Source organism: Streptococcus sp. 4886 (genome assembly GCF_013276485.1).
Lineage (GTDB): Bacteria > Bacillota > Bacilli > Lactobacillales > Streptococcaceae > Streptococcus.
Genome location: NZ_VMLD01000009.1, coordinates 101988 through 116515 on the forward strand (window position 1 = coordinate 101988; position 14528 = coordinate 116515).

At 41.4% G+C, this 14528-nt stretch carries 20 protein-coding genes and 1 pseudogene; all 21 read left to right on the forward strand.

Going from position 1 to position 14528, the window contains the following annotated elements; translation table 11 throughout:
- Window positions 1-36 precede the first annotated feature (36 nt).
- The 21 genes and pseudogenes from HT679_RS04835 (at window position 37) to rplX (ending at window position 14507) form a co-directional block, all read left to right on the forward strand.
- Window positions 37-507: pseudogene (locus HT679_RS04835) on the forward strand (SP_0198 family lipoprotein).
- Window positions 508-652: 145 nt separating this feature from the next.
- Window positions 653-2185: a cardiolipin synthase gene (cls, locus tag HT679_RS04840; RefSeq protein ID WP_138704605.1), complete on the forward strand. Its 1533-nt coding sequence runs from the start codon at window positions 653-655 to the stop codon at window positions 2183-2185.
- A 254-nt stretch (window positions 2186-2439) separates the two neighbouring features.
- The gene (locus tag HT679_RS04845; protein ID WP_173213294.1) at window positions 2440-3978 is read left to right on the forward strand and encodes a damage-inducible protein CinA; all 1539 of its coding nucleotides are present in this window, start codon (window positions 2440-2442) and stop codon (window positions 3976-3978) included.
- Between the two features lie 119 nt (window positions 3979-4097).
- A complete protein-coding gene (gene nrdD / locus HT679_RS04850; RefSeq protein ID WP_173213296.1) occupies window positions 4098-6305 on the forward strand; it encodes an anaerobic ribonucleoside-triphosphate reductase in 2208 nt (735 codons plus the stop codon).
- Between the two features lie 11 nt (window positions 6306-6316).
- Window positions 6317-6457 (forward strand): hypothetical protein, encoded by a 141-nt coding sequence (locus HT679_RS04855; protein WP_000521615.1) that lies wholly within the window; start codon window positions 6317-6319, stop codon window positions 6455-6457.
- 43 nt (window positions 6458-6500) lie between these two features.
- Entirely contained in the window at window positions 6501-7007 is a 507-nt protein-coding gene (locus tag HT679_RS04860; RefSeq protein WP_173213298.1) for a GNAT family N-acetyltransferase, read from the forward strand.
- Entirely contained in the window at window positions 7000-7590 is a 591-nt protein-coding gene (gene nrdG, locus HT679_RS04865) for an anaerobic ribonucleoside-triphosphate reductase activating protein (protein ID WP_173213300.1), read from the forward strand. Before HT679_RS04860 ends, nrdG begins: the two co-directional genes overlap by 8 nt.
- On the forward strand, window positions 7587-8213 hold the full coding sequence (locus HT679_RS04870; protein WP_173213302.1) for a phosphoribulokinase: 627 nt from the start codon (window positions 7587-7589) through the stop codon (window positions 8211-8213). Before nrdG ends, HT679_RS04870 begins: the two co-directional genes overlap by 4 nt.
- Window positions 8214-8457: 244 nt before the next feature.
- On the forward strand, window positions 8458-8766 hold the full coding sequence (gene rpsJ / locus HT679_RS04875; protein WP_001284513.1) for a 30S ribosomal protein S10: 309 nt from the start codon (window positions 8458-8460) through the stop codon (window positions 8764-8766).
- A gap of 216 nt (window positions 8767-8982) precedes the next feature.
- Window positions 8983-9609: a 50S ribosomal protein L3 gene (rplC, locus tag HT679_RS04880; RefSeq protein WP_000160197.1), complete on the forward strand. Its 627-nt coding sequence runs from the start codon at window positions 8983-8985 to the stop codon at window positions 9607-9609.
- Between the two features lie 24 nt (window positions 9610-9633).
- Window positions 9634-10257 carry a 50S ribosomal protein L4 gene (gene rplD / locus HT679_RS04885; protein WP_000024539.1) on the forward strand — a complete coding sequence of 208 codons (624 nt, stop codon included), beginning with the start codon at window positions 9634-9636 and terminating at the stop codon, window positions 10255-10257.
- Window positions 10257-10553 (forward strand): 50S ribosomal protein L23, encoded by a 297-nt coding sequence (locus tag HT679_RS04890; protein WP_001055347.1) that lies wholly within the window; start codon window positions 10257-10259, stop codon window positions 10551-10553. Before rplD ends, HT679_RS04890 begins: the two co-directional genes overlap by 1 nt.
- A gap of 17 nt (window positions 10554-10570) precedes the next feature.
- The gene (gene rplB / locus HT679_RS04895) at window positions 10571-11404 is read left to right on the forward strand and encodes a 50S ribosomal protein L2 (RefSeq protein WP_000512911.1); all 834 of its coding nucleotides are present in this window, start codon (window positions 10571-10573) and stop codon (window positions 11402-11404) included.
- Between the two features lie 103 nt (window positions 11405-11507).
- On the forward strand, window positions 11508-11789 hold the full coding sequence (gene rpsS / locus HT679_RS04900) for a 30S ribosomal protein S19 (protein WP_000533766.1): 282 nt from the start codon (window positions 11508-11510) through the stop codon (window positions 11787-11789).
- A gap of 11 nt (window positions 11790-11800) precedes the next feature.
- Window positions 11801-12145, forward strand: coding sequence for a 50S ribosomal protein L22 (rplV, locus tag HT679_RS04905; protein WP_000818137.1), 345 nt, complete (start codon window positions 11801-11803; stop codon window positions 12143-12145).
- A 12-nt stretch (window positions 12146-12157) separates the two neighbouring features.
- The gene (rpsC, locus tag HT679_RS04910; protein ID WP_000529936.1) at window positions 12158-12811 is read left to right on the forward strand and encodes a 30S ribosomal protein S3; all 654 of its coding nucleotides are present in this window, start codon (window positions 12158-12160) and stop codon (window positions 12809-12811) included.
- A 3-nt stretch (window positions 12812-12814) separates the two neighbouring features.
- Window positions 12815-13228, forward strand: coding sequence for a 50S ribosomal protein L16 (gene rplP / locus HT679_RS04915; RefSeq protein WP_000960946.1), 414 nt, complete (start codon window positions 12815-12817; stop codon window positions 13226-13228).
- A gap of 9 nt (window positions 13229-13237) precedes the next feature.
- The gene (gene rpmC / locus HT679_RS04920; protein WP_000772918.1) at window positions 13238-13444 is read left to right on the forward strand and encodes a 50S ribosomal protein L29; all 207 of its coding nucleotides are present in this window, start codon (window positions 13238-13240) and stop codon (window positions 13442-13444) included.
- 24 nt (window positions 13445-13468) lie between these two features.
- Window positions 13469-13729 carry a 30S ribosomal protein S17 gene (rpsQ, locus tag HT679_RS04925; RefSeq protein ID WP_000440801.1) on the forward strand — a complete coding sequence of 87 codons (261 nt, stop codon included), beginning with the start codon at window positions 13469-13471 and terminating at the stop codon, window positions 13727-13729.
- 25 nt (window positions 13730-13754) lie between these two features.
- Entirely contained in the window at window positions 13755-14123 is a 369-nt protein-coding gene (rplN, locus tag HT679_RS04930) for a 50S ribosomal protein L14 (RefSeq protein WP_000616545.1), read from the forward strand.
- A gap of 78 nt (window positions 14124-14201) precedes the next feature.
- Window positions 14202-14507: a 50S ribosomal protein L24 gene (gene rplX, locus HT679_RS04935; RefSeq protein WP_000497691.1), complete on the forward strand. Its 306-nt coding sequence runs from the start codon at window positions 14202-14204 to the stop codon at window positions 14505-14507.
- The last annotated feature ends 21 nt before the right edge of the window (window positions 14508-14528 follow it).

Genomic DNA, 14528 nt, shown 5'->3' on the forward strand with positions numbered 1-14528 from the left:
TAGAGAAAATTTCTCTAAATTGGTAGCAGAAAGGAAATCCATCATGAAATTAAAAAGATTCAACTTTCTCTTGCTTCTCTAGCAAGCCTTAGTCTCTTAGTAGCTTGTTCACAAAGAGTTCAACAGGTTCAACAACCAGCAGCTCAACCGCAAACACAACAAACTCAGCAATCACAATCTGCTGCTTCATCTTCCACAGAAAATACAAACCGGGCAACGACAAGTTCTTCATAAAATGCGCCTGAGGCTCAACCGACCGATATTGATGGGACTTATACTGGTCAGGATGACGGAGACCGTATCACTTTGGTAGTGATTGGTACAACTGGTACATGGACACAGGTAGAAACTGACGGGGAACAAGAAATCAAGCAGGTCACATTTGATGCATCTAATCAACGTATGATTATTGGTGATGATGTCAAGATTTATTCAATTAATGGTAATCAGATGATTATCGACGATATGGATAGAGAAGCGTCTGATCGCATCGTTTTAACTAAATAAGACTATGCAAGTAGAAAGGGCTGGATTTTTCAGCCTTTTTACTTTTACCTAGAAAATAATCATAAATACTTGCCTTCTACCGAATACCTGAGTTATACTAGTATCAATTACCTGTTTTTAGTGTTCAAAATATCAAGGAGGGGATATGAAATATAGAAAATTTCAATTATTGATGTCCAAGTATGGCTTTAGTCTTTCGATTATGTTACTTGAACTTTGTCTGGTTTTTGGTCTCTTTCTTTATTTAGGGCGCATGGCCCCCATTTTATGGATTACTGTCCTCATTCTACTGAGTATCATCACAATCATTTCGATAGTCAACCGTAATACGACTCCTGAGAATAAGGTAACCTGGTTATTAGTAGCCTTTGTACCAGTATTTGGCCCCCTGCTCTATCTGATGTTCGGGGAAAGGCGATTGTCCAAAAAAGAAATCAAACAACTGAAGAAGCTAGGCTCCATGCATTTCCAAGAAGCAAATAGCCAGCTACTAAAAGAGGAATTAAAAGAAAGTGACAAGGCAGCTTATGGCGTCATCAAGTCCTTGTTGAGTATGGATACCAATGCCGATGTCTATGATCAAACTGCCTCTACATTTTTTCCTAGCGGAGAAGCCATGTGGAAAAAGATGGTAGAAGATCTTAAAAAGGCTGAGAAATTTATTTTCTTGGAATATTACATTATAGAAGAAGGTTTGATGTGGAATCGTATTCTAGAAATCTTGGAGCAAAAGGTCGCTCAAGGCATTGAAGTTAAACTGCTCTATGATGATATTGGCTGTATGGCTACTTTAACAGGAGATTATGCCCATCGACTTCGTCAGCTGGGCATCGAGGCCCATAAATTCAATAAAGTTATTCCTCGTTTGACAGTGGCCTATAATAACAGAGATCATAGAAAAATATTGATTATTGATGGTCAGATAGCTTATACAGGAGGCATTAACTTAGCCGATGAGTACATTAACCACGTCGAGAGATTTGGTTATTGGAAGGATAGTGGAATTCGCTTAGACGGACTAGCAGTAAAAGCTCTGACACGCTTGTTTTTAACCACTTGGTACATTAATCGAGGAGAGATTAGTGATTTTGATCAATATCATTTAGAAAATCATTCTATCCCAAGTGACGGTTTAACCATTCCATATGGGAGTGGACCCAAGCCAATTTTTCGAACGCAGGTAGGGAAAAAGGTTTATCAGAGTTTGATCAATCAAGCAACTGAATCGGTTTATATTACGACACCTTATTTGATCATAGACTATGATTTAACGGAGACAATCAAAAATGCTGCTATGAGAGGGGTCGATGTTCGAATTATCACTCCTTACATACCAGATAAGAAGTTCATTCAGTTAGTCACAAGAGGGGCTTATCCAGACCTTCTTTCTGCTGGAGTTCGGATTTATGAGTATAGTCCAGGTTTTATTCATAGTAAGCAGATGTTGGTAGACGAAGATTTTGCGGTGGTGGGGACAATCAATCTCGACTACCGAAGCTTGGTACACCATTATGAAAATGCAGTCTTACTCTATAAAACTCCTTCTATAATGGAAATAGCCCGAGATTTTCAAAATATATTTGCAGATTCTCAGGAAGTCTATCCTCATTCTATCAAAACGAGCTGGTATCAAAAACTTGTAAAAGAAATCGCCCAGTTATTCGCTCCAATCTTATAAGAAATCTAGGACTGAGGACACAAACCAGTCCTATTTTTCTTGCCTTTTACGAATAAGAAGATGTAGGAGGGACGATGCTGACTCAGAAAGAATTGGATTATATCGTGTCATTTAAACAGACACATTTACACCGCTTTCGGGAAATTGAAACCTTTGTGAAACTATGCAAAAAATCACTCAAACAGCCATCGCAAGCTGACAATCCTAGGACTTTTTGATATACTAAGACAGATAAATTGAATAGGAGAAACGATATGAGTGTGTATGGTAGAGTAGAAGAAGTTCATCAGGAGAATCGTGAACCTCTAGAATACCAAATCGAACAAGAATCGCATCATCGTGAATCAAGTCGTCTTCCTTTGGTAAAAATTTTACTATGGAGTACGCTTGTAACGGGGATAACTCTAGGAGTACCGCTATTACTCGATTTAATGAGTGCACAAGAAGTGCAGGATTTTTATACAGGTTGGGCGCTTCATCAGACAGGGAAAATTTACAGCGACTATTATGGAAGTCAAGGTTTGCTTTATTATTTGCTGACTTATGTGACCCAGGGCGGATTTTTCTTTGCCATTTTTGAGTGGTTAGCCTTGGTAGCAGGAGGATTTTTCCTCTTTCAATCGGCAGACACCTTGACAGAGCAAGGAGACCAGGCTGGACAAGTGGTGACTATTTTTTACATGCTAGTTACAGGTCTTGCTTTTGGTGGAGGTTATGCGACTCTTTTAGCGCTTCCTTTCTTATTCGCGGCCTTTAGTTTAGTTGCGGCTTACCTAAGCAATCCAAGCCATGACAAGGGATTTGTACGGATTGGGCTGGCTTTGGCAGGCGGATTTTTCTTTGCTCCCTTGTCATCGTTCCTGTTTATTGCTGTAGTGAGTTTAGGCTTGTTGGTCTTTAACCTTGGGCATAGACGCTTTGCGCATGGGTTTTATCAGTTTCTTGCAGTGGCTTTAGGTTTTTCACTTGTCTTTTATCCAACTGCCTACTATAGTGTTGCAACAGGAAGTTTTGGGGATGCCATTAGTGGTATTCGTTATCCTATTGACAGTATTCGCTTTGATTTCACTTCTAAAATTTTAGAGAATATGGCTTTTTATGGCTTGTTGTCCCTTGGTTTGGGATTTGTGGTTTGTATCTTTTTAGGTCTCTTTCAATCCAAACCCTCTAAACTATACGTCATTTCGGTTCCTGCAAGTCTTGTGACAATTTTAGGTTTGATTTTGCTTTTCTTTTCACAAGAGCCTCTGCACGCTTCTTATTTGATGGTCGTCTTCCCTGTTTTCCTACTTTTATTGGTAACCAATATTAAGAGTCAACAGAGGGGGCGTAGTGTTAGACGAAGACGAAGAGAAACGCCAGTTAGTCTATGGAGTCGTTTCTTCAAAGGAAATCTATATCTGCCAGTTTTAGGGCTTGTCTATCTTTTGTCTGTTCCTTTTTTGATGAAGTTTGTCCTTTATCCGGTACCTTATCAAGAACGTAATCGTCTTGCTGATTTGGTAAAAGAGGAGACGAATACGGAAGATGCTATCTATGCATGGGATGGTACTGCAACTCTTTATCGTAAGAGTGATCGCTTGTCGCCATCGGCTATTTTGTCCCCGTTGCACTATACAGCAACTGAGGAAAATCGGAATAAGCTACTCAATGACTTGAAAGAAAAACAACCCAAGGTGATTGTGGTGAATGATAAGGTAGCAGTCTGGTCTGAAGTGGAAACAATCTTGAAAGAAAATTACCAACAAGTAAAGACGGATTACTCAGAGTTTAAAGTCTATAAAATCAAATAACCAAATCAATATCTTGTGTATTTTTAAAAATTTTATGATTTTTACCACAAGATATTGATTTTTCTTTTTAGAGTGGTATAATACTTTTTAGAAAGAACATTTTAGAAAAGAGCATGCATATGATTGCACTAGAAGAAAAAATTACAATTTTGCCAACTCTCTTTGTCGAGAAACGAGATGGGAGACGTGTTGTATTTGATGTGGACAAGATTGACAAGGTTCTCCACAAGGCGGCAGACAAGGTTATGGATGTGACACCCTTGGTCGAAAAACGCCTCAATGCTCTGACCGAGCGAATTGTCACAGAAATTCATAGTCGCTTTCCACAGGGAGTTAAGATTTACGAAATTCAAAATATCGTAGAGCATGAACTCCTCGAAGCCAAAGAATATGCGCTAGCTGAGGAGTATATCACTTATCGGACACAGAGGGATTTTGAGCGCTCGAAAGCGACGGATATCAATTTTAGTATCCATAAGCTGCTCAACAAAGACCAGGCAGTTGTCAATGAAAATGCCAATAAAGATAGCGATGTTTTTAACACCCAGCGTGATTTGACAGCAGGGATTGTTGGAAAGTCAATCGGACTGCAAATGCTTCCTAAGCACGTAGCCAATGCCCACCAAAAGGGGGATATCCACTATCACGATTTGGACTACAGTCCCTATACACCTATGACCAACTGCTGTTTGATTGATTTCAAGGGGATGTTGGAAAATGGTTTTAAGATTGGGAATGCAGAGGTAGAAAGTCCCAAGTCTATCCAGACTGCAACGGCTCAGATTTCGCAAATCATCGCCAACGTTGCTTCTAGCCAGTATGGGGGCTGTTCAGCTGACCGTATCGATGAAGTTTTGGCGCCTTATGCAGAGAAGAACTACCAAAAACACCTCAAAGATGCAGAAGAATGGGTTTTGCCTGAAAAACGAGAAGATTATGCCTGGAAGAAAACGCAAAAGGACATCTATGATGCCATGCAATCTCTCGAGTATGAAATCAACACCCTCTTCACTTCAAATGGACAAACACCTTTTACCTCGCTAGGTTTTGGTCTAGGAACCAATCGTTTTGAGCGTGAAATTCAAACGGCAATTTTAAACATTCGTATCAAGGGACTTGGTTCGGAACACCGCACAGCTATCTTCCCTAAACTCATCTTTACGCTTAAAAGAGGCCTCAATTTAGAGGAAGGTTCGCCTAACTACGACATCAAACAGTTGGCCCTCGAGTGTGCAACTAAACGGATGTATCCGGATGTCTTATCCTATGATAAGATTGTTGACTTGACAGGTTCTTTCAAAGTTCCTATGGGCTGCCGTTCTTTCCTTCAAGGATGGAAAGATGAGAATGGTGTAGAAGTCAATTCGGGTCGGATGAATCTAGGCGTTGTGACAGTTAACCTGCCTCGTATTGCTCTTGAGTCTGAGGGCGACATGAATAAGTTCTGGGAAATCTTCAACGAGCGGATGAATATCGCTGAGGATGCTCTGGTTTACCGTGTCGAACGAACCAAGGAAGCGACACCGGCAAATGCTCCTATTCTTTATCAGTACGGTGCTTTTGGCCATCGTCTAGGTAAAGAAGAGAGTGTTGACCAGCTCTTTAAGAATCGTCGTGCGACAGTTTCGCTGGGCTATATCGGCTTGTATGAAGTAGCGACAGTTTTCTTTGGAAATAGCTGGGAACACAATCCAGAAGCCAAGGAATTCACGCTAGACATCATTCGAGATATGAAACGCCGTGTAGAAGAGTGGTCAGACCAATATGGTTATCATTTCTCTATCTACTCAACACCGTCCGAAAGCTTGACAGACCGTTTCTGTCGATTAGATACAGACAAGTTTGGCTCTATTCCTGATATCACAGACAAGGAATACTACACCAACTCTTTCCACTACGATGTTCGTAAAAATCCAACACCGTTTGAAAAATTGGACTTTGAGAAAGTCTATCCAGAAGCGGGTGCGTCAGGTGGTTTCATCCATTATTGTGAGTATCCAGTCCTCCAGCAAAATCCTAAAGCCTTGGAAGCTGTCTGGGATTATGCTTATGACCGTGTGGGTTATCTTGGAACCAATACTCCAATAGACCGTTGCTACAAGTGTGACTTTGAAGGGGATTTTGAACCAACTGAGAGAGGATTTGCTTGTCCAAACTGTGGCAATAGCGACCCTAAAACAGTAGACGTTGTTAAACGGACTTGTGGCTATTTAGGTAATCCTCAAGCGAGACCCATGGTCAACGGCCGTCACAAGGAAATCGCAGCGCGTGTCAAACATATGAATGGCTCAACGATTAAAATAGCTGGGCATCAAGTAACAAATTAGAAAGAAATGAAATGGGAAAATATCAATTAGACGATAAGGGTCGCGCACAAGTGACCCGTTATCACGAGAAACACTCTAAAGGTGGAGCTGGTAAGAAAGAACGCTTGCTCAACCTCAAAGAACAATTTTTAAACAAGAACAAGAAAAAATAAAAGTGAGAGTCAGCTCTCGCTTTTCTCATAGTGGGAGGTAAGGATGGAACTACGCAGACCAAGATTAGCAGATAAAGAAACAGTTTTAGAGATGATGGCAGAGTTTGAAAAGAGCCAATCAGCCCATGATGGAGGATTTTGGGATACAGAGAACTTTGTGTACGAAGAGTGGTTGGAAACAAATATGCAAAAAGAGATGGGAATGAACTTGCCTGAAAATCGTGTTCCTTCTATTCAATTTGTATCATTTGATGATGTAGGTCGTGCTCTAGGATTTTTGAATCTGCGATTGAGACTGGATGAGGGTTTACTGAATTATGCTGGCCACATTGGCTACTCCATTCGTCCATCTGAAAGAGGCAAGGGTTATGCTAAGGAAACTCTCCGTCAGGGCTTGCAAGTTGCTAAGGAAAAGAACATCAAGAGAACTCTTGTGACCTGTAGCGTGAATAACTCTGCTAGCAGAGCAGTTATTCTAGCAAATGGAGGAATTCTTGAAGATATTTGTAATGGAGTTGAGCGTTATTGGATAGAGGTAGCGAATGAATAATCCAAAACCACAAGAATGGAAAAGCGAGGAACTCAGTCAAGGGCGTATCATCGACTACAAGGCCTTTAACTTTGTAGATGGAGAAGGTGTGCGTAACTCTCTCTATGTATCAGGTTGCATGTTTCACTGCGAGGGATGTTATAATGTTGCGACTTGGTCTTTCAATGCAGGAATTCCCTACACAGCAGAATTAGAAGAGCAAATCATGGCAGATCTTGCCCAGCCCTATGTTCAAGGATTGACCTTGCTGGGAGGGGAGCCCTTTCTCAATACTGGGATTCTCTTGCCACTCGTTAAGCGCATTCGGAAGGAATTGCCAGACAAGGACATCTGGTCCTGGACGGGCTACACTTGGGAAGAAATGATGCTGGAGACTCCAGACAAACTGGAACTCTTATCGCTAATTGACATCCTTGTAGATGGACGATACGATCGAACTAAGAGAAATCTTATGCTTCAGTTCCGCGGATCTTCAAACCAAAGAATTATCGATGTGCAAAAATCCCTCAAAAGTGGGCAAGTAGTGATTTGGGACAAACTTAATGACGGAAAAGAAAGCTATGAACAGGCGAAGAGAGAATGAAGAGAAAAGACTTAGTAGACCAACTAGTCTCAGAGATCGAAACGGGAAAAGTCAGGACACTGGGTATATATGGTCATGGAGCTTCAGGTAAATCAACCTTTGCACAGGAATTGTACCAAGCTTTAGATTCTACTACAGTAAATTTGCTAGAAACAGATCCTTATATAACCTCAGGACGCCATCTGGTTGTACCAAAGGACGCGCCAAATCAAAAGGTGACAGCCTGTCTGCCAGTGGCGCATGAACTGGCGAGTTTGCGGAGAGATATTCACGCATTGCAGGCAGGTATGGATGTCTTAACAATTGAAGAACCTTGGAAGGCTAGTGAGGTCTTGTCTGGAGCAAAGCCAATTCTGATTGTCGAAGGGATGTCTGTTGGCTTTCTGCCAAAGGAACTCTTTGACAAAACCATCTGTTTCTACACGGATGAGGAGACCGAATTAAAAAGGCGTCTAGATCGAGATACGACAGTGAGAAATCGCGATGCATCCTTTATATTGGTTAGCCATCAGATGAGACGGGAGCAATATCTACACTACTATAAAGAAACCGAGTTAGAGGCGGACATTCTAGTGAAACAATCAGAAGATAAATTTGAGGTCAAGAGGAGTCGGTTTATATAGAAGAAAATCCCTAATTTTAAAAAGAAAAAATAGGAAAACAGTTTCATCGTAAAAAAACGAAAAAACAGCAACAAATCCCTTGCAATCGCAGGGGCTTTGTGTTATTCTATTATGGTGCTGTAAATTACAGCTTTAGCTTTGATGCAAGAGGTTGCGACACGCTCGGTTGCATTGCCACGCAACACCGCGTCGGTTTTCTTGTGGAGCTAGCCTATTATCTTAAATAGACGAAAAGGAGAAAAAGATGGCAAACAAAAAAATCCGTATCCGTTTGAAAGCTTACGAACACCGTACGCTTGACACAGCGGCTGCAAAAATCGTAGAATCAGCTACTCGTACAGGTGCACAAGTTGCAGGTCCAATCCCACTTCCAACTGAACGTAGCCTCTACACAATTATTCGTGCGACTCACAAATACAAAGACTCTCGCGAACAATTTGAAATGCGTACACACAAACGTTTGATCGATATCGTTAACCCAACTCAAAAAACAGTTGATGCTTTGATGAAATTGGATCTTCCAAGTGGTGTAAACGTAGAAATCAAACTTTAATCTAAAATATAAAAGAGCAGAGGCTAGTGTTTCAATCTAATTGAACACAGGCTAAACTCGGTGTGAAAAAGATAAACTTCCTAGTGTCTGCTAGACACTGCGTCAGTTTCCTATTTTCACTTTGAGTTTGACGCCCTTTGTATCTTAGACCTGAGCATAAAAAACGCTCGTTAAAAACTTTTTGAATAAAAAATATAGAAAAGGAACTATTTTCTCATGACAAAAGGAATCTTAGGGAAAAAAGTGGGAATGACTCAAATCTTCACTGAAGCTGGCGAATTGATCCCTGTAACAGTTATTGAAGCAACTCCAAACGTTGTTCTTCAAGTTAAAACTGTTGAAACAGACGGATACAACGCTATCCAAGTTGGTTTCGATGACAAACGCGAAGTATTGAGCAACAAACCTGCTAAAGGACATGTAGCGAAAGCTAACACGGCTCCTAAGCGCTTCATTCGTGAATTCAAAAACGTTGAAGGCTTGGAAGTTGGTGCTGAAATCACAGTTGAAACATTCGCAGCTGGAGACGTTGTTGACGTAACTGGTACTTCTAAAGGTAAAGGTTTCCAAGGTGTTATCAAACGCCACGGACAATCACGTGGACCAATGGCTCACGGTTCTCGTTACCACCGTCGTCCAGGTTCTATGGGGCCTGTTGCACCTAACCGCGTATTCAAAGGTAAAAACCTTGCAGGACGTATGGGTGGCGACCGCGTAACAATTCAAAACCTTGAAGTGGTACAAGTTGTTCCAGAAAAGAACGTTATCCTTATTAAAGGTAACGTACCAGGTGCTAAGAAATCTCTTATCACTATCAAATCAGCAGTTAAAGCTGGTAAATAATAAAGAAAGGGGAAATCAGTCACAATGGCAAACGTAACATTATTTGACCAAACTGGTAAAGAAGCTGGCCAAGTTGTTCTTAACGATGCAGTATTTGGTATTGAACCAAATGAATCAGTTGTGTTTGATGTGATCATCAGCCAACGCGCAAGCCTTCGTCAAGGAACACACGCTGTTAAAAACCGCTCTGCAGTATCAGGTGGTGGACGCAAACCATGGCGTCAAAAAGGAACTGGACGTGCTCGTCAAGGTTCTATCCGCTCACCACAATGGCGTGGTGGTGGTGTTGTCTTCGGGCCAACTCCACGTTCATACGGCTACAAACTTCCACAAAAAGTTCGTCGCCTAGCTCTTAAATCAGTTTACTCTGAAAAAGTTGCTGAAAACAAATTTGTAGCCGTTGATTCTCTTGAATTTACAGCTCCAAAAACTGCTGAATTTGCAAAAGTTCTTGCAGCATTGAGCATCGATTCTAAAGTTCTTGTTATCCTTGAAGAAGGAAATGAATTCGCAGCTCTTTCAGCTCGTAACCTTCCAAACGTGAAAGTTGCAACTGCTACAACTGCAAGTGTTCTTGACATCGCAAATAGCGACAAACTTCTTGTCACACAAGCAGCTATCTCTAAAATCGAGGAGGTTCTTGCATAATGAATTTGTATGATGTTATCAAAAAACCTGTCATCACTGAAAGCTCAATGGCTCAACTTGAAGCAGGAAAATATGTATTTGAAGTTGACACTCGTGCACACAAACTTTTGATCAAGCAAGCTGTTGAAGCTGCTTTCGAAGGTGTTAAAGTTGCCAATGTTAACACAATCAACGTAAAACCAAAAGCTAAACGTGTTGGACGTTACACTGGTTTTACTAACAAAACTAAAAAAGCTATCATCACACTTACAGCTGATTCAAAAGCAATCGAGTTGTTTGCTGCTGAAGCTGAATAATCTAAGGAGGAAATATCGTGGGAATTCGTGTTTATAAACCAACAACAAACGGTCGCCGTAATATGACTTCTTTGGATTTCGCTGAAATCACAACAAGCACTCCTGAAAAATCATTGCTTGTTGCTTTGAAGAGCAAGGCTGGTCGTAACAACAACGGTCGTATCACAGTTCGTCACCAAGGTGGTGGACACAAACGTTTCTACCGTTTGGTTGACTTCAAACGTAACAAAGACAACGTTGAAGCAGTTGTTAAAACAATCGAGTACGATCCAAACCGTTCTGCAAACATCGCTCTTGTACACTACACTGACGGTGTGAAAGCATACATCATCGCTCCAAAAGGTCTTGAAGTAGGTCAACGTATCGTTTCAGGTCCAGAAGCAGATATCAAAGTCGGAAACGCTCTTCCACTTGCTAACATTCCAGTTGGTACTTTGATCCACAACATCGAGTTGAAACCAGGTCGTGGTGGTGAATTGGTACGTGCTGCTGGTGCATCTGCTCAAGTATTGGGTTCTGAAGGCAAATACGTTCTTGTTCGTCTTCAATCAGGTGAAGTTCGTATGATTCTTGGAACTTGCCGTGCTACAGTTGGTGTTGTCGGAAACGAACAACATGGACTTGTAAACCTTGGTAAAGCAGGACGTAGCCGTTGGAAAGGTATCCGCCCAACAGTTCGTGGTTCTGTAATGAACCCTAACGACCACCCACACGGTGGTGGTGAAGGTAAAGCACCAGTTGGTCGTAAAGCACCATCTACTCCATGGGGCAAACCTGCTCTTGGTCTTAAAACTCGTAACAAGAAAGCGAAATCTGACAAACTTATCGTTCGTCGTCGCAACGAGAAATAATATTAAACTAGTCGCTTAAGCAACTAGTAAATCCGCCAGCTCGGTAGCGCTCCATAGGAGCGCAAGCCGCTGTGGTACAACATTTAAAGGAGAAAATATAAAAATGGGACGCAGTCTTAAAAAAGGACCTTTCGTCGATGAGCATTTGATGAAAAAAGTTGAAGCTCAAGCTAACGACGAAAAGAAAAAAGTTATTAAAACTTGGTCACGTCGTTCAACGATCTTCCCAAGTTTCATTGGATACACTATTGCAGTTTATGACGGACGTAAACACGTACCTGTTTACATCCAAGAAGACATGGTAGGTCACAAACTTGGTGAATTTGCACCAACTCGTACTTACAAAGGTCACGCTGCAGACGACAAGAAAACACGTAGAAAATAAGGAGAACATAAATGGCAGAAATTACTTCAGCTAAAGCAATGGCTCGTACAGTACGTGTTTCACCTCGTAAATCACGTCTTGTTCTTGATAACATCCGTGGTAAAAGCGTAGCCGATGCAATCGCAATCTTGACATTCACTCCAAACAAAGCTGCTGAAATCATCTTGAAAGTTTTGAACTCAGCTGTAGCTAACGCTGAAAACAACTTTGGTTTGGATAAAGCTAACTTGGTAGTATCTGAAGCATTCGCAAACGAAGGACCAACTATGAAACGTTTCCGTCCACGTGCGAAAGGTTCAGCTTCACCAATCAACAAACGTACAGCTCACATCACTGTAGCTGTTGCAGAAAAATAAGGAGGTAAAATCGTGGGTCAAAAAGTACATCCAATTGGTATGCGTGTCGGCATCATCCGTGATTGGGATGCCAAATGGTATGCTGAAAAAGAATACGCGGATTACCTTCATGAAGATCTTGCAATCCGTAAATTCGTTCAAAAAGAACTTGCTGACGCAGCAGTTTCAACTATCGAAATCGAACGCGCAGTAAACAAAGTTAACGTTTCACTTCACACTGCTAAACCAGGTATGGTTATCGGTAAAGGTGGTGCTAACGTTGATGCACTCCGTGCAAAACTTAACAAATTGACTGGAAAACAAGTACACATCAACATCATCGAAATCAAACAACCTGATTTGGATGCTCACCTTGTAGGTGAAGGTATTGCTCGTCAATTGGAGCAACGTGTTGCTTTCCGTCGTGCACAAAAACAAGCAATCCAACGTGCAATGCGTGCTGGAGCTAAAGGAATCAAAACTCAAGTATCAGGTCGTTTGAACGGTGCAGATATCGCCCGTGCTGAAGGATACTCTGAAGGAACTGTTCCACTTCACACACTTCGTGCAGATATCGATTACGCTTGGGAAGAAGCAGATACTACATACGGTAAACTTGGTGTTAAAGTATGGATCTACCGTGGTGAAGTTCTTCCAGCTCGCAAAAACACTAAAGGAGGTAAATAACCAATGTTAGTACCTAAACGTGTTAAACACCGTCGTGAATTCCGTGGAAAAATGCGCGGTGAAGCAAAAGGTGGAAAAGAAGTAGCATTCGGTGAATACGGTCTTCAAGCTACAACTAGCCACTGGATCACTAACCGCCAAATCGAAGCTGCTCGTATCGCCATGACTCGTTACATGAAACGTGGTGGTAAAGTTTGGATTAAAATCTTCCCACACAAATCATACACTGCTAAAGCTATCGGTGTGCGTATGGGATCTGGTAAAGGGGCACCTGAAGGTTGGGTAGCACCAGTTAAACGTGGTAAAGTGATGTTCGAAATCGCTGGTGTATCTGAAGAGATCGCTCGCGAAGCGCTTCGTCTTGCTAGCCACAAATTGCCAGTTAAATGTAAATTCGTAAAACGTGAAGCAGAATAAGGAGAAGGCATGAAACTTAATGAAGTAAAAGAATTTGTTAAAGAACTTCGTGGTCTTTCTCAAGAAGAACTCGCGAAGCGCGAAAACGAATTGAAAAAAGAATTGTTTGAACTTCGTTTCCAAGCTGCTACTGGTCAATTGGAACAAACAGCTCGCTTGAAAGAAGTTAAAAAACAAATCGCTCGTATCAAAACAGTTCAATCTGAAGCGAAATAATAGACTAGGGAAGGAGAAATTTCAATGGAACGCAATAATCGTAAAGTTCTTGTTGGACGTGTTGTATCTGACAAAATGGACAAGACAATCACAGTTGTAGTTGAAACAAAACGTAACCACCCAGTCTATGGTAAACGTATTAACTACTCTAAAAAATACAAAGCTCATGATGAAAACAATGTTGCCAAAGAAGGCGATATCGTACGTATCATGGAAACTCGCCCGCTTTCAGCTACAAAACGTTTCCGTCTTGTAGAAGTTGTTGAAGAAGCGGTCATCATCTAATCAAACCTGAAAGGAGAAAACTGAAATGATTCAAACAGAAACTCGTTTGAAAGTCGCAGACAACAGCGGTGCTCGCGAAATCTTGACTATCAAAGTTCTTGGTGGTTCAGGACGTAAATTTGCAAACATCGGTGATGTTATCGTGGCATCTGTAAAACAAGCTACTCCTGGTGGTGCGGTTAAAAAAGGTGACGTTGTTAAAGCAGTTATCGTTCGTACTAAATCAGGTGCTCGTCGTGCTGATGGTTCATACATCAAATTTGACGAAAACGCAGCAGTTATCATCCGTGAAGACAAAACTCCTCGCGGAACACGTATCTTTGGTCCAGTTGCACGTGAATTGCGTGAAGGTGGCTTCATGAAGATCGTGTCACTTGCTCCAGAAGTACTTTAATTTTTAGAAACAAACTAGTCCCCTGGATTTACCTCCAGGGTGCCCTTATGGGCGTAAGAAAAATCAAGGAGAAACCTAATGTTTGTAAAAAAAGGCGACAAAGTTCGCGTAATCGCTGGTAAAGATAAGGGAACAGAAGCTGTTGTCCTTACTGCCCTTCCAAAAGTAAACAAAGTTATCGTTGAAGGTGTTAACATCGTTAAGAAACACCAACGTCCAACTAACGAACTTCCTCAAGGTGGTATCATCGAGAAAGAAGCAGCTATCCACGTATCAAACGTTCAAGTATTGGACAAAAATGGTGTAGCTGGTCGTGTTGGTTACAAATTTGTAGACGGTAAAAAAGTTCGCTACAACAAAAAATCAGGCGAAGTGCTTGATTAATCACGAAGGAAAGGAGAAGTA